The sequence below is a fragment of the Chromobacterium sp. CV08 genome, from assembly GCF_051129845.1.
Lineage (GTDB): Bacteria > Pseudomonadota > Gammaproteobacteria > Burkholderiales > Chromobacteriaceae > Chromobacterium.
Genome location: NZ_CP150453.1, coordinates 3,420,061 through 3,442,246, shown reverse-complemented (window position 1 = coordinate 3,442,246; position 22,186 = coordinate 3,420,061). Strand labels below are relative to the sequence as shown.

General features: G+C 63.6%; 15 protein-coding genes. 8 read left to right on the top strand and 7 right to left on the bottom strand.

All coding sequences use genetic code 11. The annotated features are described in order from the left end of the window. Positions 1–30: 30 nt before the first annotated feature. The 3 genes from WNM05_RS15935 to WNM05_RS15925 form a co-directional block, all read right to left on the bottom strand. Positions 31–477, bottom strand: coding sequence for a GNAT family N-acetyltransferase (locus tag WNM05_RS15935; protein ID WP_434628662.1), 447 nt, complete (start codon positions 475–477; stop codon positions 31–33). 1 nt (position 478) lies between these two features. Continuing rightward, positions 479–1,951, bottom strand: a complete 1,473-nt coding sequence (locus WNM05_RS15930; protein ID WP_434628660.1) for a protein adenylyltransferase SelO — start codon at positions 1,949–1,951, stop codon at positions 479–481. Positions 1,952–2,082: 131 nt separating this feature from the next. After that, a complete protein-coding gene (locus WNM05_RS15925) occupies positions 2,083–4,338 on the bottom strand; it encodes a YgiQ family radical SAM protein (RefSeq protein WP_434628659.1) in 2,256 nt (751 codons plus the stop codon). Positions 4,339–4,632: 294 nt separating this feature from the next. Here WNM05_RS15925 and WNM05_RS15920 point away from each other — a divergent pair, with 294 nt between their 5' ends. The 3 genes from WNM05_RS15920 (at position 4,633) to ushA (ending at position 9,075) form a co-directional block, all read left to right on the top strand. Then, positions 4,633–5,484 (top strand): Kdo hydroxylase family protein, encoded by an 852-nt coding sequence (locus WNM05_RS15920; RefSeq protein WP_434628657.1) that lies wholly within the window; start codon positions 4,633–4,635, stop codon positions 5,482–5,484. A 155-nt stretch (positions 5,485–5,639) separates the two neighbouring features. Further along, positions 5,640–7,322, top strand: coding sequence for a glutamine--tRNA ligase/YqeY domain fusion protein (locus tag WNM05_RS15915; protein ID WP_434628656.1), 1,683 nt, complete (start codon positions 5,640–5,642; stop codon positions 7,320–7,322). Between the two features lie 106 nt (positions 7,323–7,428). Continuing rightward, on the top strand, positions 7,429–9,075 hold the full coding sequence (gene ushA, locus WNM05_RS15910) for a bifunctional UDP-sugar hydrolase/5'-nucleotidase UshA (RefSeq protein WP_434628654.1): 1,647 nt from the start codon (positions 7,429–7,431) through the stop codon (positions 9,073–9,075). A 182-nt stretch (positions 9,076–9,257) separates the two neighbouring features. On the opposite strand, the gene WNM05_RS15905 is transcribed toward ushA, so the two are convergent. Then, on the bottom strand, positions 9,258–10,079 hold the full coding sequence (locus WNM05_RS15905) for a hypothetical protein (protein ID WP_434628652.1): 822 nt from the start codon (positions 10,077–10,079) through the stop codon (positions 9,258–9,260). A 255-nt stretch (positions 10,080–10,334) separates the two neighbouring features. On the opposite strand from WNM05_RS15905, the gene WNM05_RS15900 reads away from it, so the two are divergent. From WNM05_RS15900 to WNM05_RS15885, 4 genes are all read left to right on the top strand, one after another. Next, on the top strand, positions 10,335–11,552 hold the full coding sequence (locus WNM05_RS15900) for a 6-phosphofructokinase (protein WP_434628650.1): 1,218 nt from the start codon (positions 10,335–10,337) through the stop codon (positions 11,550–11,552). 152 nt (positions 11,553–11,704) lie between these two features. Further along, positions 11,705–13,078, top strand: coding sequence for a cysteine--tRNA ligase (cysS, locus tag WNM05_RS15895; RefSeq protein ID WP_434628648.1), 1,374 nt, complete (start codon positions 11,705–11,707; stop codon positions 13,076–13,078). Positions 13,079–13,185: 107 nt separating this feature from the next. Continuing rightward, positions 13,186–13,401: a 50S ribosomal protein L31 gene (gene rpmE, locus WNM05_RS15890; protein WP_101708920.1), complete on the top strand. Its 216-nt coding sequence runs from the start codon at positions 13,186–13,188 to the stop codon at positions 13,399–13,401. Between the two features lie 184 nt (positions 13,402–13,585). Beyond that, on the top strand, positions 13,586–15,244 hold the full coding sequence (locus WNM05_RS15885) for an ArnT family glycosyltransferase (RefSeq protein ID WP_434628646.1): 1,659 nt from the start codon (positions 13,586–13,588) through the stop codon (positions 15,242–15,244). Positions 15,245–15,517: 273 nt separating this feature from the next. On the opposite strand, the gene WNM05_RS15880 is transcribed toward WNM05_RS15885, so the two are convergent. The 3 genes from WNM05_RS15880 to WNM05_RS15870 are packed head-to-tail and all read right to left on the bottom strand — an operon-like array spanning position 15,518 to position 20,047. After that, a complete protein-coding gene (locus WNM05_RS15880) occupies positions 15,518–18,415 on the bottom strand; it encodes an ATP-dependent helicase (RefSeq protein WP_434635158.1) in 2,898 nt (965 codons plus the stop codon). Positions 18,416–18,447: 32 nt separating this feature from the next. Continuing rightward, complete coding sequence (locus WNM05_RS15875; RefSeq protein WP_434628644.1) at positions 18,448–19,635, bottom strand: DNA cytosine methyltransferase; 1,188 nt, start codon at positions 19,633–19,635, stop codon at positions 18,448–18,450. After that, a complete protein-coding gene (locus WNM05_RS15870; protein WP_434628642.1) occupies positions 19,619–20,047 on the bottom strand; it encodes a very short patch repair endonuclease in 429 nt (142 codons plus the stop codon). The genes WNM05_RS15875 and WNM05_RS15870 overlap by 17 nt, the downstream gene beginning before the upstream one ends. Positions 20,048–21,039: 992 nt before the next feature. Here WNM05_RS15870 and WNM05_RS15865 point away from each other — a divergent pair. Continuing rightward, positions 21,040–21,708 (top strand): hypothetical protein, encoded by a 669-nt coding sequence (locus tag WNM05_RS15865; protein ID WP_434628641.1) that lies wholly within the window; start codon positions 21,040–21,042, stop codon positions 21,706–21,708. The last annotated feature ends 478 nt before the right edge of the window (positions 21,709–22,186 follow it).

The window sequence follows — 22,186 nt, the reverse complement described above, 5'->3', positions numbered from 1 at the left end:
TGTTTGAGCGTATTCGCCCAATTCCGAAGCTCAGGGTGAGTATTCCATGTAGAACCGTTCAGGAGATTCGCTGATGATTTTGAAGCCATGTCTGGAATAAAATGCTTGGGCAAGCTCGTTCACTCGCAGTACGCGAAGGCGGATGGGCTTGTTTTCGGTTTGTCCTTGTCTGATCAGTGATTGCAATAGCAGAGAACCAAGGCCTTGGTTTCTGAATGCCGGCAGTAGGTAGAGTTTGACCAGCTGCAGGTGCGTTGGATGGATTTCCACGCAAATCAAACCGAAGATCTGCCCGTCCGATATCGCTAACTGATGGTCATCGGGGTTGAAGTGTTCGCGATGGCTGCACCGCTGGCTCTCCAGATTCCAGCCCCAGGCCAGCTCCACATAATGCTTCATCGAGGCTTCGAAGATATTGAACGCCAGCGGCTCGTCGTCTAATGTGGCCTGGCGCAATGTCAGGGTAGGCTGCTTCATGTCAGGTTCCGCAAAACGTCCTGTAGCCCTCCGCCAGCTCCGCCGCCGCCGGCTGCGCGTAGCGATCCAGCCCGTCGCGCTCGTCGAACGGCCGGCGCAGCACTTCCAGCAGCGCCAGCGTCGGCGCCATGTCGCCGCGCTCGGCGGCGGCGGCCAGCGCCTCTTCCACCAGGTGGTTGCGCGGGATGTACAGCGGGTTGGCGCGGCGCATCGCCGCGGCGATGTCGGTCGGACGGCGGGTGCGCGGCACATGGCGGGCATGCCATTGCTTCAGCCACGGCTCCAGCGCGTCCGGCGCCGGGAACAGGGCGGCCAGCCGTCCGGATTTGCCTTCCGCCTCGTCGGCCAGATAGCGCCAGGCCAGCGTGTGATCGACGCCCTGGGCCGCCAGCAGCGTCAGCCAGTCGTTGAGCAGCGCGTCGTCGCCGCCTCGCGCGTCGTCCAGGCCCAGCTTGACGCGGGCCTGGGCCAGCCAGTGTTCGCGGTAGCGGTCGGCGAAGCCTTCGATGACGGCGGTGGCGGCCGGCACCGCCGAGGCCGGGTCGTCCGGCGCGATCAGCGGCAGCAGCGTCTCGGCGAAGCGGGCCAGGTTCCACTGGGCGATGGCCGGCTGGTTGCCGTAGGCGTAGCGGCCCTGGTGGTCTATCGAGCTGAACACGGTGTCCGGGTGGTGGGCGTCCATGAAGGCGCAGGGGCCGTAGTCTATCGTCTCGCCGGACAGCGCCATATTGTCGGTGTTCATCACGCCGTGGATGAAGCCGGCGTGCATCCAGCGGGCGATCAGCGCCGCCTGGCGTTCCGCCGCCGCCTGCAGCAGCGCCAGATGGCGGTCGTCGCGGCCGGCCAGTTCCGGATAGTGGCGGGCTATCGTGTAGTCGGCCAGTTTTCGCAGCATCTCGGCCTCGCCGCGGATGGCGAAGTACTGGAAGGTGCCGACGCGCAGATGGCTGGCGGCGACGCGGGTCAGCACCGCGCCGCGCTGCGGCCGCTCGCGGTAGACCGGCTCGCCGGTGGCGACCACCGCCAGCGCGCGGGTGGTCGGGATGCCCAGCGCCTGCATCGCCTCGCCTAGGATCAGCTCGCGCAGCATAGGGCCGACGGCCGCCTTGCCGTCGCCGCGGCGCGAGAACGGCGTCGGGCCGCTGCCCTTGAAGGCGATGTCGCGGCGCGCGCCGCCGCGATCCGTCACCTCGCCCAAGAGCAGCGCGCGGCCGTCGCCCAGCGACGGCGACAGTCCGCCGAACTGGTGGCCGGCATAGGCCTGGGCGATGGGCTGCGCGCCGGCCGGGAGTTCGGCGCCGGAGAATAGCCGCGCCAGTTCGGCCGCGTCGGCTTTGTCGGCGTCCAGGCCCAGCTCGTCGGCCAGTTCGGCGTTCCAGTACAGCATCTCCGGGGCCGGCGGCGTGTCCGGCCGGGTCGGCTCCCAGGCGCCGGGCAGTTCGCGGGCGTAGCTATGATCGAAGGCGATGCGCATGATGACGGGTCTCGTGTTTGGCGGTTGTCGCTGACTGTATTGTGTCCGTTGGCCGGCGCAAGGGCTAGTCCGATGGCATGATTCGATGTCGGCGAAAAAAACGCCGCCTCGCGGGCGGCGTCCTTGCAGACTCAGCGGCTGCGGCCGCTCTTGTTGCCCGGCTTGGCCGGGCCGCGGCCGGCCGGGGCCTTGCCGCCCTGGCCGCGCGCGCCGACGGCCGCCGGCTTGCCGCGCTGGCCCTGCGGGGCCTGGCGGGCGCCGGTGGGCTTGCTGCGGCTCATGGTCGCGCCCATCTTGTGGCGCACCGCGGCGGCCTTGTCGCCCGGCGGCGTCGGCGGGATCAGGCAGTGCTTGCTGTGGCCGATCAGGTCGCTGCGGCCCATCTGGATCAGCGCGTCGTGGATGATCTGCCAGTTGTCCGGATGGTGGTAGCGCAGGAAGGCCTTGTGCAGCTTGCGGCGGTAGCCGTCGCGCACCACGTCCACCTTTTCCGAGCTGCGGCTCAGGCGCTTCAGCGGATTGCGGCGGGTATGCCACATCGTCGTGGCCATCGCCATCGGCGTCGGCGTGAAGGTCTGCACCTGGTCCAGGCGGAAGTTGTTCTTCTTCAGCCACAGCGCCAGATTCATCATGTCCTCGTCGCTGGTGCCCGGATGGGCGGCGATGAAGTAGGGGATCAGGTACTGTTCCTTGCCGGCCTGGCGGCTGAAGCGCTCGAACAGCTCCTTGAACTTGTCGTAGGCGCCCATGCCCGGCTTCATCATCTTGGACAGCGGGCCGTCCTCGGTGTGTTCCGGCGCGATCTTCAGATAGCCGCCGACGTGGTGCTGCACCAGTTCCTTGATGTATTCGGGCGAACGCACGGCCAGGTCGTAGCGCAGGCCGGACTGGATGTTGATCTTCTTCACGCCCGGCAGCGCGCGCGCCTTGCGGTACAGCTGGATCAAATGGCTGTGATCGGTGTTCAGGTTCTCGCAGATGTCCGGGAACACGCAGGACAGCTTTCTACAGGAACGCTCGATCTTCGGGTCCTTGCAGCTGAGGCGGTACATGTTCGCCGTCGGGCCGCCCAGGTCGGAGATGTGGCCGGTGAAGCCCGGCGTCTTGTCGCGGATTTCCTCGATCTCGTGCAGGATGGACTCTTCCGAGCGGCTCTGGATGATGCGGCCCTCGTGCTCGGTGATCGAGCAGAAGGTGCAGCCGCCGAAACAGCCGCGCATGATGTTGACCGAGTACTTGATCATCTCCCAGGCCGGGATGTGGGCGTTGCCGTAGGCCGGGTGCGGGTTGCGGGCGTAGGGCAGGCCGTAGACGAAGTCCATTTCCTCGGTGGTGAGCGGGATAGGCGGCGGCGTCAGCCACACGTCGCGCTCGCCGTGCATCTGCACCAGCGCGCGGGCGTTGCCCGGATTGGATTCCAGGTGCAGCGTGCGGCTGGCGTGGGCGTACAGCACCGGGTCGTGGGCGACGGCCTCGTAAGCCGGGATGCGGATCACGGTCTTCGCGCGCTCGGCGCGGCGCTTGGCCAGTCGTTCCTCGCGCGATTCGATGCGGATCACCTGCGGCTTGGTCGGATCGATGTCCTTGGTGGCCTCGGCCGCCTGCTCCGGGATTTCCTGGTAGGGGTTCAGGTGCGGATCGATGCGGCCCGGCGTGTCCACCACGCTGGAGTCCATCTCCTGCCATTCCTCGTCCGGGCGCCAGCCGTGCGGCACGATGAAGGCGGTGCCGCGGATGTCGCGCATCTCGGACAGCTTCTCGCCCTTGGCGGCGCGGTGGGCGATCTCCACCAGCGCGCGTTCGGCGTTGCCGTACAGCAGGATGTCGGCCTTGGAGTTGACCAGCACCGACGGGCGCACCTTGTCGCTCCAGTAGTCGAAGTGGGCGATGCGGCGCAGCGACGCCTCGATCGAGCCTATCATCACCCCGACGCCGGGATAGGCCTCGCGGCAGCGCTGGGCGTAGACGGTGACGGCGCGGTCCGGGCGCTTGTTCGGCTCGGCGTTCGGCGTGTAGGCGTCGTCGGAGCGCGCGCGGCGGTCGGCGGTGTAGCGGTTGATCATCGAATCCATATTGCCGGCGGTGACGCCGAAGAACAGATTCGGGCGGCCCAGTTCGCGGAAGGCGTCCGCGCTGTGCCAGTCCGGCTGGGCGATGATGCCGACGCGGAAGCCCTGCGCCTCCAGCAAGCGGCCGACCAGGGCCATGCCGAAGCTCGGATGGTCGATATAGCAATCCCCGGTGACCAGGATGATGTCGCAGGAGTCCCAGCCCAGCTGGTCCATCTCGGCGCGGGTCATCGGCAGGAACGGGGCGGTGCCGAAACGGCTGGCCCAGTACTTGCGGTAGGAATCGATTGGCTTGGCGGCGGCTTGCGGAGTAGTCATGCGTTCACGTCGAATTCAGGCAGCCGGCTATTATGCCGGATCGCCAGAAAAAAGTCAGCATAAACAATTGTTTATTGGGCTCAATCTCCCTCGTCGCGGCAGGGGCTTGATCGGGCGGCGGCGCGAGCGGGTTTTCTGATGCAAATCAAGGCGCTGCCGCATCGCGCCGGCGGGGCGGATGCCCGGCGCGCGGCTTTGGTGTACCCTTGCGGCCTGGGCGGCGGGGCGCGCGAGCGGCCGCGCCGCGATATTTTCGGGCATCAACGGATTCGGAATCGGAAAAGGCTAAACATCATGGGTGAGCGTATCGTCGGCGTGAAGGGCGGAGAGCAGGGGCTGGTGAAGGAATTGGAGGCGGGCGCCGTGCTGCACGTGCCCGATTTCGGCTTTGTCCTCGACGCCGCCGAGCAGGCGCTGCTGACCCCGGCCATCGCCGATCCCAAGCGCAAGAACATCAGCCTGGAGCCGGACAACGGCGCGCTGCACGGCGTGCTCGGCGGCGACGACACCCAGCAGGCGGTGCGCGCGCTGATCTCGCGCTACCAGCGCTCGGCGGCCGAGCTGCTGGCCCGCGTGCTGCCGGAATACCAGGGCCGGACGCGCGCCGCGCCGACCAGCCTGCGCCTGGTCAGGGTGGAGGACCGCAAGACCTCGTGGCGCAAGGACGACAGCCGGCTGCACGTCGACGCCTTCCCGTCGCGCCCGACCTACGGCGAGCGCATCCTGCGCGTGTTCTGCAACATCAATCCGGCCGGCGAGCCGCGCGTGTGGCGCGTAGGCGAGCCGTTCGAGGACATGGCGAAGAAGATGCTGCCGCGGGTGCCGGCCCAGTGGCCCGGCTCGGCCGCGCTGCTGGCGGCGCTGAAGATCACCAAGCGCAAGCGCAGCGGCTACGACCACATCATGCTGCACCTGCACGACGCGATGAAGGCCGACCTGGAATACCAGAAGACCTGCCCGCAGCAGACGGTGCCGTTCGCGCCCGGCGGCGCCTGGATCTGCTTCTCCGACCACGCTTCGCACGCGGTGATGTCCGGCCAGTTCATGCTGGAGCAGACGCTGTGGCTGCCGCTGGAGAAAATGGACGATCCGGCCAAGTCGCCGCTGCGTCAGCTGGAGCGGCTGACCGGGCGGGCGCTGGTCTAACTTTTTCCGAGCATGGCAGTCCAGCCCCTGCCGGCTGGACTGCCATGCGGGGGGCGGCCCGCTCCCGACCAGCGGCCGCCGTCTCGCCGCGGCGAACAAGCGCCGGCGATTTCGGTTACAATGGCCGATTCGCTATCCTTACCAACAGCCAGAACATGAGCACGGAAAACAGCGCGCCGGTTGTCAACAACTTCATTCGCAGCATCATCGACGAGGATCTGGCCACGGGCCGTCGCAGCTCGGTGGTGACCCGCTTCCCGCCGGAGCCGAACGGCTTCGCCCACATCGGCCACGCCAAGGCCATCTGCATCAACTTCGGCCTGGCCGAGGACTACCAGGGCCAGTGCAATCTGCGCATGGACGACACCAATCCGGAGAAGGAATCGGACGAGTTCGTCGAGGCGTTCAAGCAGGACATCAGCTGGCTGGGCTTCAAGTGGAACGGCGAGGTGCGCTACGCGTCCGACTACTTCGAGCGCCTGTACGACTACGCCGTCGAGCTGATCCAGGCCGGCAAGGCCTATGTGGACGACCTGTCCGCCGAGGAAATGCGCCAGTACCGAGGCAACCTGACCGAGCCGGGCAAGAACAGCCCGTACCGCGACCGCAGCCCGGAAGAGAACCTGGACCTGTTCACCCGGATGCGCGCCGGCGAATTCGCCGACGGCAGCAAGACGCTGCGCCTGAAGATAGACATGGCCTCCGGCAACATCAATCTGCGCGATCCGGCCATCTACCGCATCCGCCGCGTGCATCACCATCGCACCGGCGACAAGTGGTGCATCTACCCGATGTACGACTACACCCACTGCATCTCCGACGCGATCGAGGGCATCACCCACTCGCTGTGCTCGCTGGAGTTCGAAGACCACCGTCCGCTGTACGACTGGGTGCTGGACAACATCAGCATCGGCCACCATCCGCAGCAGATCGAATTCTCGCGGCTGGAACTGCTGTACGCGCTGACCTCCAAGCGCAAGCTGCAGGCCCTGGTCAACGACGGCGTGGTGACCGGCTGGGACGACCCGCGCATGCCCACCATCGCCGGCATGCGTCGTCGCGGCTACAGCCCGGCCGGCATCAAGCTGTTCGCCCAGCGCATCGGCGTGTCGAAGAGCGAGAACATCATCGACATGTCCATCCTGGAAGGCGCGGTGCGCGAGACGCTGGAAAACGACTCGCCGCGCGTGATGGCCGTGGTCAATCCGCTGAAAGTGACGCTGACGAACTACGACGCCGCCGTCACCGCCAGCCGCAGCGCGCCGTTCCACCCGCACCATCCGGAATTCGGCGAGCGCGAAGTGCCGATCGCCCGCGAGATCTGGATCGAGCGCGACGACTTCGCCGAAACGCCGCCGCCGAAGTGGCAGCGCCTGACCGCCGGCGGCGAAGTGCGCCTGCGCTACTCCTACGTGATCAAGTGCGACGAGGTGGTGAAGGACGCCGCCGGCGAGATCGTCGAGCTGAAGTGCTCGATCGACCACGACACGCTGGGCAAGAACCCGGAAGGCCGCAAGGTCAAGGGCGTGATCCACTGGGTGTCGGCCGAACACGCGATCCAGGCCGACGTGCGCTGGTACGAGCGCCTGTTCACCGAGCAGCGCCCGGACGCCGTGCGCGGCGAGGACGGCGAATACGTCGATTTCCGCCAGTTCATCAGCCCGGAGTCGCTGAAGCTGGTGCCGGCCTTCGTCGAGGCCTCGGTGCTGCAGGCCGAGCCGGAATCGCGCTTCCAGTTCGAGCGCCTGGGCTACTTCGTCACCGACCGCTACGAACACCGCAAGGGCGAGAAGGCGGTGTTCAACCGCACCGTCGGCCTGAAGGACAGCTGGAAGTAAGCGGCTGATCCGTCGACGAATGGCGAGCCCGCGCGCTCGCCATTTTTGCATCCGCAACCGTTTGACGCGGCCGGGCAGGCGCCCGGCCGTCCGCAAGGAGAAAACCATGCGCGTTTCGCTACGCCGCGCCGTGCTGGCGCTGGCCGCCGCCGGCCTGCTGGCCGCCTGCGCCTCGCAGCCGGGCAAGGGCAATTACGACAGCGGCAAGACCTACAAGATCACCATCCTGCACACCAACGACCACCACGGCCGCTTCTGGCCGAACAGCGACGGCGAATACGGCCTGGCCGCGCAGAAGACGGTGGTGGACAAGGTGCGCGCCGAGGTCAAGGCCGACGGCGGCTACACGCTGCTGCTGTCCGGCGGCGACATCAACACCGGCGTGCCGGAATCCGATCTGCAGAACGCCGAGCCGGACTTCCGCGGCATGGACCGCATCGGCTACGACGCGATGGCCGTCGGCAATCACGAGTTCGACAAGCCGCTGCCGGTGCTGATGCAGCAGCGCAAGTGGATACACTTCCCGATGCTGTCGGCCAACATCTACCAGGACGGCAAGCGCCTGTTCGACCCGTACGCGATGTTCAATCTGGGCGGCGTCAAGGTGGCGGTGCTGGGCCTGACCACCGACGACACCGCCAAGCTGGTCAATCCGGAGCAGATCAAGGGCATCGAATTCAGGAGTCCGATCGCCGAGGCCGCCAAGCTGGTGCCGGAACTGCGCGACAAGGCCGACATCGTCATCGCCGCCACCCACATGGGCCATTACACCGACGGCAATCACGGCGTCAACGCGCCCGGCGACGTCGAGATGGCGCGCGCGGTCAAGGGCCTGGACCTGATCGTAGGCGGCCACAGCCAGAACCCGGTGTGCATGAAGGCCGAGAACGTCCGCGACGACGCCTACGTGCCGGGCGCGCCGTGCGCGCCGGACCGGCAGAACGGCGCCTGGATCGTGCAGGCGCACGAATGGGGCAAATACGTCGGTCGCGCCGATTTCGAATTCCACAACGGCAGGCTGAAGCTGGTCAGATACCAGCTGATTCCGGTCAATCTGAAAAAGACGGTGACGGGCGCCGACGGCAAGACGCGGAAAGTACCGTACACCGAGGCCGTCGCCGACGACGACAGGCTGCGCCGCTTCCTGCAGAACTACCAGGACAAGGGCCAGGCCGCGCTGTCGGTCCCGGTGGCAGAGTCCGACGCCGAGTTGGAAGGCGGCCGCGACGCGTCGCGCAGCCGGCCGACGGCGCTGGGCGCGCTGGTGGCTGCCGCGATGATGGACAAGGCCCGCGCCGATTTCGCCGTGATCAACTCCGGCGGCATCCGCGATTCGCTGCCGGCCGGCGCCATCCGCTACCGCGACGTGCTGAAGGTGTTCCCGTTCGGCAGCCGACTGGCCTATGTCGAGCTGTCCGGCCGCGAGGCGCTGGACTATCTGCGGGCCGCGGCGCGGATGACGCCGGGCGCCGGCGCCTTCGCCCAGTTCGCCGGCGTGCGGCTGCGCATCGTCGGCGGCGAGCTGCAGGACGCCGCGATAGGCGGCAAGCCGGTGGACCCGGCCAAGACCTACCGGATGGCGGTCAACAGCTTCATCGCCGCCGGCGGCGACGGCTATCCCAGGCTGATCGGCCGGCCCGGCTACGTCGACACCGGCCTGGTGGACGCCGATGTGCTGAAGCAGTACCTGGCCGCCCACTCGCCGCTGAAGGCGCAGCGCTACGCGCCGGCTGGTGAGGTGACGCGCGAGTAGGGCGCGCATAGCGGCTAACAAAATTCCTGATGCTGCGTTGCGCCGACTTGTCGTACCAAGAGCCGCTAACAAAACCGCGCAGCGCGCCTTGCCTCAGCCGTAAAACTGATTCTTGTCAGCCGCTCTAAGCCACAGGCGACAGGCCGCTCCGCTTTCGGGGCGGCCCGTCGCGTTTTGACGGCTCAGCGGACGATTTCAAAGAACGGGTCGCAGCAACTGCCGGCCGGCGTGCAGCCGTAGGCGCCGGTCTGGTCCGGCGCGAAGTCGGCCTTCTTCCACTGCTTGTAATGCGCCGGCGTGTAGTAGACGCGGTTGTTGACGTAGTCGTGGACGACGCGGCCGTCGGCGGCGGCGTAGGCGTACTGGTCGTCGGCCGGGTATTCCGGCTGGGTGAACTCCATATAGCCGACCAGCGGCACCTCCTCGCCGCCTACCACGCGGAAGCGGTTGGCGTAGCAATGCCAGCGCAGGCTGTTGCTGATGTTGGCCTCGCCGTTCAGCGCGTCCATCGCCGCCCGCGGCCCCAGGCCGGCCAGATTGGGGCACTGGTTCAGGTCCAGGCCGGCGGTGTTGACCGCCGGCAGGTGATGGCGCGCGTTGCCGTGCGGCGAGCGGGCATGATCGGCCCAGTAGGCGGCGTCCATGACGAACGGCCCATCCACCTCCTGCGGGTAGAACTGGCCGGCGGCGACCGTGGCCGGATGGTATTGCAGCAGCGAGCTGGCCATTTGCTTCAGCCCATTGGTCAGCACCGCCCGGTCCTTTTTGACCTGCGGCACCACCAGGCCGGAGCCGGTATGGCTGACCACGGCGCGGACGTCCGCCGGCAGCGCGGCGTAGTTGCCGCACTGTTGCGGCGTCCAGCGCGCGCCCAGCGGCATGCGGGCCGACCAGAGCTGGCCTATCGCGTCCTGCGGGTTGGTCCATTTGTCGGCGGCGACGACTGCGCCGGCTAGGCCGGCGGCCAGCAGGGCGAGCAGTATGGCGGTGTGGCGTGTGGGCATCGTTGTCTCCTGTGCGGGGGATGGAGTGTCGGCGCGCGGGGCGCGCGCAGTTTGATGTTCGCGACGCCGCTTGTGAAAACCTACTGGCCCTTGTGCCGGCGGCCGCGCGGGCGGCCGGACTTGTCTCCGGTCAATAAAGCGGCGCGTGTCGCGCGGCCGGTCTTGAGGCGGTTTTCCTGCAAGTGGTATGGTGGTGGTCAGCTGGAGCTTCGTGCTTGCCGGGCTCCTTTACGACCCTTGCCCCAGACTGCGACCATGACCAAACCACGAGCCGTATACCTGCAATCCGGCGGTCCCACCGCCGTGCTGAACGCCTCCGCCCAGGGCGCGATCGAAACCGCGCGCCGCCTCGGCCTTTCGCTGTACGCCGCCTACGACGGCCTGGCCGGCCTGCTGGACGACAGGCTGTGCGACACCGACGGCGTGTCGGACACCGCCATCGCCCAGCTGGCCTTCATGCCGGGCGGCAGCTTCGGCGTCAGCCGCCGGATGATAGGCAGCTTCGACGAGGCGGCGGACGACTGGCTGCGGCTGCGCGACGTGCTGGCCAAGCACGACATCCGCTACCTGCTGATCAATGGCGGCAACGGCTCGCTGGGCTGCGCCGAGCGGCTGGCCGATTTCGAGAAGCACACCGGCTACAAGCTGGGCGTGATCGGCATCCCCAAAACCATAGACAACGACCTGGTGGGCACCGACAACAGCCCCGGTTACGGCTCGTCGGCCAAATTCCTGGCCAGCGCGATGCGCGAGGTGGGCCTGGACATGACCAGCATGGGCTGGGGCAGGGTGTTCATCATGGAAACGATGGGCCGCCACACCGGCTGGCTGGCCGCCGCCTGCGCCGCGTCCTCGCGCAGCCCGCAGGAGGCGCCGCACCTGCTGCTGCTGCCCGAGGTGCCGTTCGACCGGCAGCGCTTCCTGGCGGCGCTGGACGCCAGCCTGGCCAAATACGGCCAATGCGCGATCGCGGTGGCCGAGGGCATCACCGGCGAGGACGGCCGCTTCGTCGCCGAGGCCAAGAAATCGGAAACCTACGGCCACGAACAGCTGGGCGGCGCCGGCCACTGGCTGGCGCAGCTGATCCTGCGCGAACGCGGCATCTCCGCCCACGTGGCCCAGGTGGACTATCTGCAGCGCGCCGGCGGCCACCTGGCCTCCGCCACCGACGTCCGCCAGGCCTATGTGATGGGCGAGAAGGCGGTGGAATGGCTGTTGGCCGGCAAGACCGGGCTGATGGCCGGCATCAGGCGTCTGAACGACCATCCGTACTGCTGGGACGTGGCCGAGGTGCCGCTGTCCGCCGTAGGCGACAAGGAAAAGCGGCTGCCGCCGGAATTCATCGGCGCCGACGGTTTCAGCGTCACCCAGGCCTTCCTCGATTACGTCAAGCCGCTGATGGAAGGCGAGCGGATTCCGCCGTTCAAGGACGGCCTGCCCGATTACCGGCCTATCGCCTGGCCCAAGGTGTAGCGCCCGCCGACGGCCGTGAACCGGCCCCGGCCGGCCCGATATGCCAAAACCGCCGCCCGCCGGCGGTTTTTTCATGCAAACGGTTGTTACAGGACTGCTGCGCGCTCTGCTACAATCTTCCTCTTTTGACTGTCACATAGGTTTTTTTGATCATGCTGAGCCTGTACAACACACTGACCCGCAAGAAGGAAGTCTTCAAACCCATCGAAGCCGGCAAAGTGAGCATGTACGTCTGTGGCATGACCGTCTACGACCTCTGTCACATCGGCCACGCGCGCATGCTGGCGGCCTGGGACATCATCTACCGCTGGCTCGACGCCTCCGGCTACGCCGTCACCTATGTCCGCAACATCACCGACATCGAAGACAAGATCATCAAGCGCGCGCTGGAGCGCGGCATCACGCCGGAACAGCTGGTGGAGCAGACCATCGCCGACATGCACGCCGACCTGGCGCAGCTGTACCTGGTGCCGCCGACGCTGGAACCGCGCGCCACCCACCACGTCGGCGGCATGGTGGAAATGATCGAGACCCTGATCGCCAACGGCAAGGCCTATCCGGCCGCCAACGGCGACGTCTACTACGCGGTGCGCGAATTCGAAGGCTACGGCAAGCTGTCCGGCCGCACGCTGGACAAGCTGCGCGCCGGCGAGCGCGTCGAAGTGGACCCGAACAAGCGCGACCCGCTGGACTTCGTGCTGTGGAAGGCCGCCAAGCCGGGCGAGCCGTCCTGGGACAGCCCGTGGGGCCCCGGCCGTCCGGGCTGGCACATCGAGTGCTCGGTGATGAGCTGCCACCACCTGGGCGAGCACTTCGACATCCACGGCGGCGGCGAGGACCTGCAGTTCCCGCACCACGAAAACGAAATCGCCCAGAGCGAGGGCGCCCACGGCCACACCTACGTCAACTACTGGATGCACAACGGCTTCCTGCAGTTCGGCGGCGAAAAGATGTCCAAGAGCCTGGGCAACTTCTTCACCATCCGCGACGTGCTGAAGCACTTCGACGGCGAGGCGGTGCGCATGCTGATGGTGCGCGCCCACTACCGCAGCCCGATCAACTACTCGGAAGAACTGCTGCAGGACGCCAAGCACGCGCTGACCCGGCTGTACACCGCGCTGCGCGGCCTGGAGCTGCCGGCCTCCGGCGGCATCGACTGGACCCAGCCGCACGCCGCCCGCTTCAAGGCGGCGATGGACGACGACTTCGGCACGCCGGAGGCGATGGCCGTGCTGTTCGAGCTGGCCGGCGAAGTCAACAAGAGCCGCGACCCGCAGCAGGCCCGTCTGCTGAAGGACCTGGCCGGCGTGCTGGGCTTCCTGACCCGCGATCCGGAGGCCTTCCTGCAAGGCGGCGCCGGCGAGGGCGTGTTGTCGGCCGAGCAGGTGGAAGCGCTGATCCAGGCGCGCAAGGACGCCCGCGCCGCGAAGAACTGGGCCGAATCGGACCGCATCCGCGACGAGCTGACCGCCAAGGGCATCGTGCTGGAAGACGGCGCAGGCGGCACCATCTGGCGCCGCGCCTGAGCGTATTTGCCTGACGGTGCTTGTCAACGGCCGGCAAACGGCGGATAATGCTATGCTTCTCAAGCAGTACAGGCAAAACCCCTGTACCCGATATAGAAAGGTAAGAAATGAAAACCGATATTCACCCGACTTACAAAGACCTGTCCGTTACCTGCTCCTGCGGCAGCCAGTTCGTGACCAAGTCCACCATGTCCAAGGACAGCTTCGGCATCGAAGTCTGCTCCAACTGCCACCCGTTCTACACCGGCAAGCAGAAGATCGTGGACACCGCTGGTCGCGTGGACAAGTTCAACCAGAAATTCGGCAGCTTCTTCAAGCGCTAAGCGCGTTGCCGCATATCTGGAATCCGAAAAGGGCAGCCGCTGGCTGCCTTTTTTCATGCCGTCGCGGCATCGGATGACGAGTTGAACCCGTAGAACCTGTCTACGATCTTTTTTCAACAGCGGCGCCGGACGGCGCTGGCAAAAATATCGTGAACAGGCTCTTAGCAACGACTAAGGTGGCAGGATGCTGACTTATTCCTCCCAGGCCAGCCAGCTGGCCAAGCCTACCGAAAAACCCTGGGTGCTGCTGCTGCTGTGCTTCATCTGGCTGTGGCCCGGCATACTGGGACACGACCCGTGGAAGCCGGACGAGCCGTTCGTGCTGGCGGTGGCCCAGAGCATGCTGCACAGCGGCAACTGGCTGCTGCCCACACTGCAGGGCGCCCCCTACCTCGACAATCCCCCGCTGTACTACTGGCTGGCCGCCGGCTGCATCAAGCTGTTCTCGCCGTGGCTGCTGCCGGCGCACGACGCCGCGCGGATGGCCACGCCTATGCTGATGGCGCTGTCGCTGCTGCTGGCCGGCATGGCCGGCCGCGAGCTGATAGGCCGCCGCCACGGCCGCAGCGTGGTGATGATACTGATAGGCTGCATCGGCCTGGTCGAGGCCGGCCACCAGCTGACGCCGACGGTGGCCAGCTTCGCCGGCTTCGCCGCCGCCTTCTACGCGCTGACGCTGACGCTGCGTTCGCCCGGCCTGGCCGGCGCGCTGCTGGGCGCGGCCAGCGTCGCCACCTTCCTCGGCGGCAGCCTGATGGACCTGCTGCTGATCTGGCTGGCGGCGCTGATGCTGCCGGCCTTCAGCGGCTGGCGCAGCAAGAACTACGCGCTGACGCTGCTGCTGGCGCTGCTGGTGGCGGTGCCGGCGATACTGGTGTGGCCGATGCTGCTGGCGCGCGACTACCCGGCCGTCTACGCCGACTGGTGGGCCAACTACGCGCTGGGCCAGACCAGCGGCTTCCACCGGCTGCGGCTGTTCCACGACTTCGGCTACTACAGCCTGAACGCCCTGTGGTTCGCCTTCCCGGCCTGGCCGCTGGCGCTGTGGACGCTATACCGCAACCGCGAACTGCAAACGCCCAAGCTGCAACTGCCGCTGGTGTTCTCGCTGATGATCGCGCTGTTCCTGACGCTGTCCGACCGCGCCAGCATCACCGACGCGATGCCGCTGCTGCTGCCGCTGTCCATCCTGGCGGCGGTGGAGCTGGACAATCTGCGCCGCGGCGCCGCCGCCTTCCTCAACTGGTTCGCGCTGATGACCTTCGGCCTGTTCGGCCTGCTGGTGTGGCTGGGCTGGGCGGCGATGAACTACGGCTGGCCGCAGGGCCTGGCCGGCCGCGCCCAGTACTTCAGCCCGTTCTACCAGCCACATGTGTCGTGGTGGCAGGCGTCCGGCGCGCTGGTGGCGACGCTGGCCTGGCTGTGGGCGCTGAGCCGGCGCAATCTGCGCGGCCGCCAGGCGGTCACCAACTGGGCCGCCGGCCTGACGCTGCTGTGGGGCCTGGGCCTGACGCTGTGGCTGCCGTGGTTCGACGCCGCCAAGAGCTACCGTCCGGTGGTGGTGAACATGCAGCGCAAACTGCCGGCCGAGGCCAGCTGCATCGCCACCGAAAGCCGCAACAAGCTGGCGCTGATCAGCTGGCGCTACTACGCCGGCATCGAGCTGCTGCCGTTCCCGGCCGGCGAAACCGCGCCGTGCGACTACTGGCTGGTGGTGCGCAACAGCGAGGAGGGCGTCGCCGAACCGGGCTGGCAAGTGCTATGGACCGGCCACCGCCCGCGCGAACAGAACATGACCTTCGCGCTGTTGCAGAGGCTGCCGCCGGCGAAGCCGGCCGAGTAGGGCGCAGGACCGCAATCGTCAAAGCCACCCCGGTGTTTCCGGGGTGGCTTTTTTTGTGGGGTGGTTGGTGGTGGTGAGCTTGTGGTGTTGGGGGGGAGGTTGAGGTGGCAATTCACTGGACAGAGTTATCTTTGCGGGACAAAGTAAATTCAGTCCGATATACGCAGCCAAACGGCCAATGCTTTTGATGGGAACTGGCTCGATCGAAGTATCCGGATGGGTTTGATGCTGGCGATAAAGGATTGCTATGAGGCCTTACCGCCAGCGCACAACTCAATCAATGGTATTAAAAGCTTTCGCTTGAAACAGGCCATCGGGAGTATGGATAGGAGGTGGTATGCCTAGCGCCTTGTTGAACTCTTGGGGCTGCTTACTGCAAAGTTCTTGGAAATCGCATTTCCCGCACTTTGTAGGGTTTGGGCGCATGGGGAAGTGTCGGGCTAGAATCCCTTGAACCGCCCACTCGACATTTGATACGGCTGCTTGTACTGCATTCGAATCGACTGGCACTGGGATTCGGCGATTATCCTTGAGTAAGTGGACCGCCCCTGCCACTGCATTCTCCTGCAACACTTCGCGCGCGGCCTTCGCATACAGTTGAACCTGTAGCGACAGCGCCAACCAATCTAGGTCTGGGTCTGCGAACGGATCGCTGCCTGCTTCCATGGCCTTGAAGTCTATAACTTCGGCATCACGAATCGTGCCGTCCTGGCTTTCGTTGACGAGCAGGTCAATGGAGCCTGTAATCAGGCAGTCGGCTGCAGGGATTTCGAACCTAGCCTCCACTTGCCGGCGACTGGTGAAGTCCTCTGCAAACTCTGAGACGTATAGTTGGGCAATTTCGACTGCCTTGTTCTTGGCGCGTTCATATGCCCCAGGCCTGTTTACCGGGTCGCCGCTGGGGGCGATGTGCTTCAGATGGAACGACTCCGTCGTCACTGCAGCCGCTTCATCAGACGTAGGTGGGCGTTCCGGGTGAAGCTCATGCAATTTCTCGATTGCAACATGAACGGCGCGTCCATACCCGAACAGCTCCGGTACAGCTGGACTAAATCCCCACTCGCGCCGGAATCTGTAGTCCATCGGACAGTGCAGGTAGTACCTGATATCGCTGAAGCTGGTCGGAAGGATCGCTTGGTCGACTCGAGGCTGACTAGGTTCTGTAGGCAAATTGGTGGCTACACCGGTAGCAGGTATCAGTTCGGTGTCGGTCATCCGCAGCGAGAACGGCGATGCTTTGTTCGCACGCTTTCCACCGGGCAGGTTGGCAGCCCCGGTAACGTATAGAAATGCCTCCGCACGGGTCAGCGCGGTATAGAAAAGCCTTGCCTCTGCCTCACGTGTGCCGATATAGGCACCTCTCTGGATGGCAGCCCGTACGAGTTGTTCCGGGATAAGGCCACGATAGCTGGAATTCTTGCCAGGAAATCTGCCGGCTTGGCAGTCCACAACGAATACGACAGGAAACTCAAGTCCTTTTGCGCTATGGACTGTTGTAACCGAGACGGCATCGGGTCGTTGTGTTACATCATCAGTGCTGACGTTGTACCCACCTTCGGCGACGAACTCAAGGAAGTGGGATACCTGACGGAATCGATCTGAAGAATCGACGCTTAGGTAGACGCCTTCGACGTCCTGGATCATCCGGCTGAAAAGCCCGATCTCCCTCATCACCTCGGGCGCCGGAGGGTATGTTGAAACCTGCAAAGCGGAAAGCAGATCGAATACAAGGTTTTGGGGAAGCAAGCGCTGGCGAGCACCTCCTGTCGGCGCGTGAATCCGCCTCCCCCAATCGGACAGGGCACGAGTAAATCGTGCAAAGTCCGCCTTCGGATAAGCGGGGAGGATGACCTGGTCAAAGACTTCTTTTGCTTCTGCTCTATCGGGGTTGCCATTTGCCAGCAAGCGGAAGACATCCCGCAGGGCTGCTACCTGCGGACGGTCGAACGGATTTCCCCCTGCCTCCAAGGAAAATGGGATACCCTTGGCTGCCAATCGGGATGTGAAGGGATTATGACGCGCTTCTCCGCTCTGTTCGCTTCCTCGAGTCGATCTCATCAGAATGGCAATGTCACCAGCAGTGAGTCCGCGCACCTTACCGTTCTTTTCCGTGAACTGAGTACCAAGTAGTTGTTCGATCCGGTCGGCGACCCAATCAGCTTCTTCACTCCGATCATCGAATAGATAGTTGGCTAACTCACGTGGCGCAATGTCCCGATGATTGCTCGGTTTTTTCGGCAATCTTGCGGCACCCAGCTCCTGTGCGATGAAGTCGGCGGAGACGTCTACAATGGCACGGGTGCTTCGGAAGTTCGTATCAAGAGTATGTATTGTTTGGATATGATAGCGATCACGGAACGTCAGGATGTTGCTCACATCAGCACCGCGCCAGGAGTAGATGGCCTGGTCATCATCGCCGACGACGAAGAGTGACGCTCCTTGCGCATGGATGGCCTGGATCAGTGCCTCTTGGGAAGGGGAAACGTCCTGATACTCATCGACAAGGAGGTGGGATATCTCCGAAAGTGCGCGATTGACAGCAGTATTGCCAGTAATAGAATGCTCGACGACCAGTCGGATCATTGAACCGAAGTCGATGTACTGGTCTCTGTCGAGTAGGTCTTTGAGGAGCTGAAGGACAGTCCCGACTTCCGGGTCATGCGCCGCCACGCTCGTAACGCTCAAGCCTTCATCTTGACAGAGCTTCCAAGCAGCCGCCACCTCTTTGATCGTCTCGAAATAGCGGTCTCCGAACCGTGTCCTAAGCGGCTTGATCTGCAAGGCAGGATAACGGGACATGAGAAAGAGTGTAAGCCGATTATCGTCCAAAACATCGTATTGGCGATACTTTGCGTCGGCCTTCCCTAACACGTTTTGACAGAAGGAATGGATCGTTCCGATATACATCTGTCCGATCAAGTTTGTGCTGAGTCCTGCTAGTGCAAGCGTCTGTGCAATACGTCGTTTGATAGATTCGGCAGCCTTCTCCGTGAACGTAAAAGCCACGATCGAGGCTGGCGGTACGCCTTCGGATATGAGACGAGCGACTCGGAACGCCAAGGTCTGTGACTTGCCTGACCCAGCGCAGGCCAAACACAGCACTTCCCTGCTTGCGTCTAGCGCAGCATCAGCCTGATCCGGAGTTAGTGTGCTCCGGATCAACACCTCCATCTTGCCCATGGAAACCCCTTCTGCCGTTTGCTTTACTTGTGTTTGCGAATCGATTTGATGAGCGCCGTCGCATGTGCGCTGATGAACGGCGGGGGTAAGGCGTTGCCGATCATCAGTGCAATCGCTTCTTTGCCATGTTCCGCATTGAATCTATATGACTCTGGGAATCCTTGTAGGAGCGCGGCCTCACGAAGCGTAATCGCGCGATCATGGACTGGGTGGAGAAACCTGCCCTTTGAAGGGTTATGGCAGCCGCCAGTGATAGTTGGAGCCGGCTCCCCCCAACTCATCCGGCCATACACATCTCTAAACCCATCGGTCGTCTCATGGCAGGCAAGCCGAAACTGTTCGGGCAGGTCCATGCGGCTGCCTCCGTCGTGCGGAATAGCCCTGATCAGTGCTAGCGTCTTCGGTTCGCGGTTTTCGGGGATGTCGTGTATAGGATCTCCGGATGTACCAGCTGGGCCGAGGGTACCGATCGTATCCTGGACGGTCTTTAGCTCGGCGGTAGTATCGAGTTCAGGCAGCGGGTATCTGCCACGGACAGCCAAGTAGATGAGGCGTTTCCTGCGCTGTGGAACTCCGAATTTTGCTGCATCCTGTATCTCCGGCTGGCCATGGTACCCGAGGCGCTGCATTTCCCCCCAGAAGATTTCGAAGCGAGGGTCGTCTTTCAGCGCCGGCACGTTCTCCAGCATGACGGTCTTGGGACGGAAGCCGCGCACAAATCTCAGGAACTCGAAGATCAGGTCATTTCGCGCATCAGCATCTGAGCTGCTCTTGTTTCTGGTCCTGATCCTGGAGAAGCCTTGGCAGGGAGGGCACCCAGCCAACAGGTCGAGTTGACCGGCTTTTATGCCTAGCTCACGCATCAACGTCCGAACTCGGACCTTTCGAATGTCGGAAGGGAGCAACCGGACGTCTTCATGGTTTAAACGGTAAGTTTCCTGCGCTTTGGGGTCGATCTCGACCGCGCAGGCTACTTGGAATCCTGCTTGCTTGAGGCCCAGAGACAGGCCGCCACAGCCGGAGAACAGGTCTATGGCTGTCGGCGCGTGTTGCTTGATTAATGTTTTTTTCATGCTGTATGAACTAGGCAAAATTCTTCCCTGTCGAGTATAACCTTTCTCTCCGGTTACCATACAGAAGAGGTCGCCTCTGGCCTCGCGTTCGGTAGTTGTCAGGTAGCTTGTGTTGCTTACCTTACTTGCGATGTTCATTTGTGCGGTTTTTCTTCAATGCATCCGCAATCTTGAGGGCGCACGCCATAGCGTCTCCTTTTACTTCATGCTCCCAAAAACGCATCACAGTCCATCCAGAGCTTTCTAGGTCGGTAGTCGTTTTATTGTCTCGAGCCACATTTCGCGCTAGCTTCTCATCCCAGAAATACTGATTGGACTGTGGTCTTGACTTGTGGACAGGGCACGAGTGCCAGAAGCACCCGTCCACAAAAATTGCGAGTCGCGCGCCTTTGAAGACGATGTCAGGTCGGGTTCGGCCTATGCGTTGCCCTAGCCGGAACCGGAGACCCATCTGCCACATAGCACTCCGCAACTTCCGTTCAGGTGAGGTGTTGCTTCCTTTTATCCTAGACATCAAGGTACTTCGTTGCTCTGGCGAAAGTTTGTCCACCTTGCTCCTCTCGCATGACTGCCGGCCTCTCTGGCAAACTTTGATTAGATCCTAGCTGCGCAGCCACTTCTCAAGTTGATCGTGGATTTGTACAAGATTGCTGTTGTGGTCGGGTAACTTGGCCATATTGATCTTGACAACGGAGTAGAGATCGTCCCCGCTTAGCTCGACGCTTGGACCATTAGACAATAATTTCTTGAAAGCATTGCGTACTGAGGTGCTTGTTTCACTGCATGATGCCTCTGCGGGCTCATGTGGACAACGCAGATAGGAACTGTCTGAGTCGTTGGAAAGGATAGGTTGGCCTTTCTTTCTGCAGACAGAAAGATAAGGGTGCTTACTCGTTGAAAGCAGACTTCCTGAGTTTTGCTTAGAAAGTTTAACCAGCCAATGCGCTTGCGGGTCGGTTTGCGAGTCGGCCCTGTTGATCAGGGCAATGAATGATGTTTCTGTCTCCAGATTTGCAATCGACGGGTATGGTATCGAGACGTGGCATCGGATTCAGAGCTATGCGATCTTTATCTGCAGGGAAGCTGAGTCGCAGCCAGCTTGATATACGTGGTGTAGTGCAGAATCTCAGCACCTAGGCGAGCGATTGGTAGATCGCTATTAGTCCGCTCTAACACGGTACATATTGTCAGCTTTTCTATTGATTTTGCTTGGAAGTTAGTCAGTTGACATTGTGTATCGAGAAGTATACCTTGAAGCTTCTCTCAAAGCATAAGCAGAATCCGCCCAGTTTAGGCGGCAGATTTACGCCTTCATTGTCACGAGGTGTACTTTCGCACCATTGTGATCAAAGGCGGTGGGTATCTGTACCCGGCCGGGTACCCATGTGACTTTGAGGAGGCCATCATGGCCATGATCACTTCCACTGCTGAGGGACGTCGCGCCTTCAGTCATTTCTCGGTCTCCCCAACGCTGCAGTCCACTCCCTGGCATTGCGATGCTCCATCCAGGCAAGCCACCAAGCTATGCCGGGAGCGCCGGCGATGAACCATCATATCGACCTGGACGTCAACGCGCCGCTACGCCTCGATTACGCCAAAGACCTGCCGCTGCGCGTGGTCCGTCGGCAGGAGGGCTTCTGGTTTGTCGCCGCCGAGATCGCCGCCGCGCTGCAACTGGATGTAGACGCACTGCTGCCGATGCTGGAGGCGCCTGCCGGACGGCTGCTGCTGTTGGCCGGCGAGGCCGAGCCGGTGCTGTGCTTGTCCGAAGGCGAGCTGGACGAGCTGGTGCGGCGGGTGAAGAAGCCGGGCGCGCGGCGGCTGCGGCGCTGGTGGCGGGAGGAGACGCGGCCGGTTTTGCTGCATGAGGGCGGGCAGGCCACCACGGCGGAGAGCCTGCATCTGGCCTTGGCGCTGGCGGCCGAGGCGGCGCAGCAGGTGGGGAGGGCGGTGATGGAGGCGGTACTGCGCGGCCCCGGCCCATGGCAGCATTCGCGCTGGGTGGTGGCGCTGGATTACGAGCGCCGCAACCGGCAGCGCTGGCCGCACGGCAAGCTGATAGGCCTGTCCAGCTCGGTTTCCACGCTGGAAGGGCTGGCGGAGCTGATTGCCGAGCCGGGCAGGATGCCGGTCAACAACACCGACCTGGTCAAGCTGGCGGCCGCCTGCCATTTGCGGCTGGCGGAGCGGATGGGCCGGATCGCCGGTTGATTGGCAGGCCGGCATGCAGCATCAAGAGTGGCGAACAAAAGTCAGTTTCACGACTGAGGCAAGGCGCGCCGACGTAGGCAGTACTTGAGTACGACAAGTCGGTGCAACGCCGCATCAGGCATTTCGTTCGCCGCTCTAATCGCCGCTGTGCTTGCGTAGCTGCTGTGGGGGAGGGGCGATGACTGGCGTCCCTCCTTGCGCTTTTGGTGCTGCCTTGAGGCTGGGCTGGCTTGTCGCCGCCCCGCGATATCTTACGAAGGCAGGCCCAAGCCGGCTTGTGGTCCGTGTGGATGTCCTCGGAAGACCGGCAGGCGCCGCCATGGCCCTGGTTGGGGCTGGCATGGAGGCGGTAGCGTGACGCCCCCGCCGGCCATGGCAGCAAGGGCATTGGCTTTGCCATGGCATGCCTAAACCATTTCAATGAAAATATACCATGTCATTAGCTTAAGCCTACACTAAAGTACAGCTGCCGATCCCA

Excerpts from the sequence above, each read along its gene's own strand:
- WNM05_RS15925 (WP_434628659.1), bottom strand. The coding sequence starts at position 4,338 with ATGACTACTCCGCAAGCCGCCGCCAAGCCAATCGATTCCTACCGCAAG.
- cysS (WP_434628648.1), top strand. The coding sequence starts at position 11,705 with ATGCTGAGCCTGTACAACACACTGACCCGCAAGAAGGAAGTCTTCAAA.
- rpmE (WP_101708920.1), top strand. The coding sequence starts at position 13,186 with ATGAAAACCGATATTCACCCGACTTACAAAGACCTGTCCGTTACCTGC.
- WNM05_RS15930 (WP_434628660.1), bottom strand. The coding sequence starts at position 1,951 with ATGCGCATCGCCTTCGATCATAGCTACGCCCGCGAACTGCCCGGCGCC.
- WNM05_RS15915 (WP_434628656.1), top strand. The coding sequence starts at position 5,640 with ATGAGCACGGAAAACAGCGCGCCGGTTGTCAACAACTTCATTCGCAGC.
- WNM05_RS15935 (WP_434628662.1), bottom strand. The coding sequence starts at position 477 with ATGAAGCAGCCTACCCTGACATTGCGCCAGGCCACATTAGACGACGAG.
- ushA (WP_434628654.1), top strand. The coding sequence starts at position 7,429 with ATGCGCGTTTCGCTACGCCGCGCCGTGCTGGCGCTGGCCGCCGCCGGC.
- WNM05_RS15905 (WP_434628652.1), bottom strand. The coding sequence starts at position 10,079 with ATGCCCACACGCCACACCGCCATACTGCTCGCCCTGCTGGCCGCCGGC.
- WNM05_RS15865 (WP_434628641.1), top strand. The coding sequence starts at position 21,040 with ATGAACCATCATATCGACCTGGACGTCAACGCGCCGCTACGCCTCGAT.
- WNM05_RS15875 (WP_434628644.1), bottom strand. The coding sequence starts at position 19,635 with ATGAACATCGCAAGTAAGGTAAGCAACACAAGCTACCTGACAACTACC.
- WNM05_RS15920 (WP_434628657.1), top strand. The coding sequence starts at position 4,633 with ATGGGTGAGCGTATCGTCGGCGTGAAGGGCGGAGAGCAGGGGCTGGTG.
- WNM05_RS15900 (WP_434628650.1), top strand. The coding sequence starts at position 10,335 with ATGACCAAACCACGAGCCGTATACCTGCAATCCGGCGGTCCCACCGCC.
- WNM05_RS15880 (WP_434635158.1), bottom strand. The coding sequence starts at position 18,415 with ATGGAGGTGTTGATCCGGAGCACACTAACTCCGGATCAGGCTGATGCT.
- WNM05_RS15885 (WP_434628646.1), top strand. The coding sequence starts at position 13,586 with ATGCTGACTTATTCCTCCCAGGCCAGCCAGCTGGCCAAGCCTACCGAA.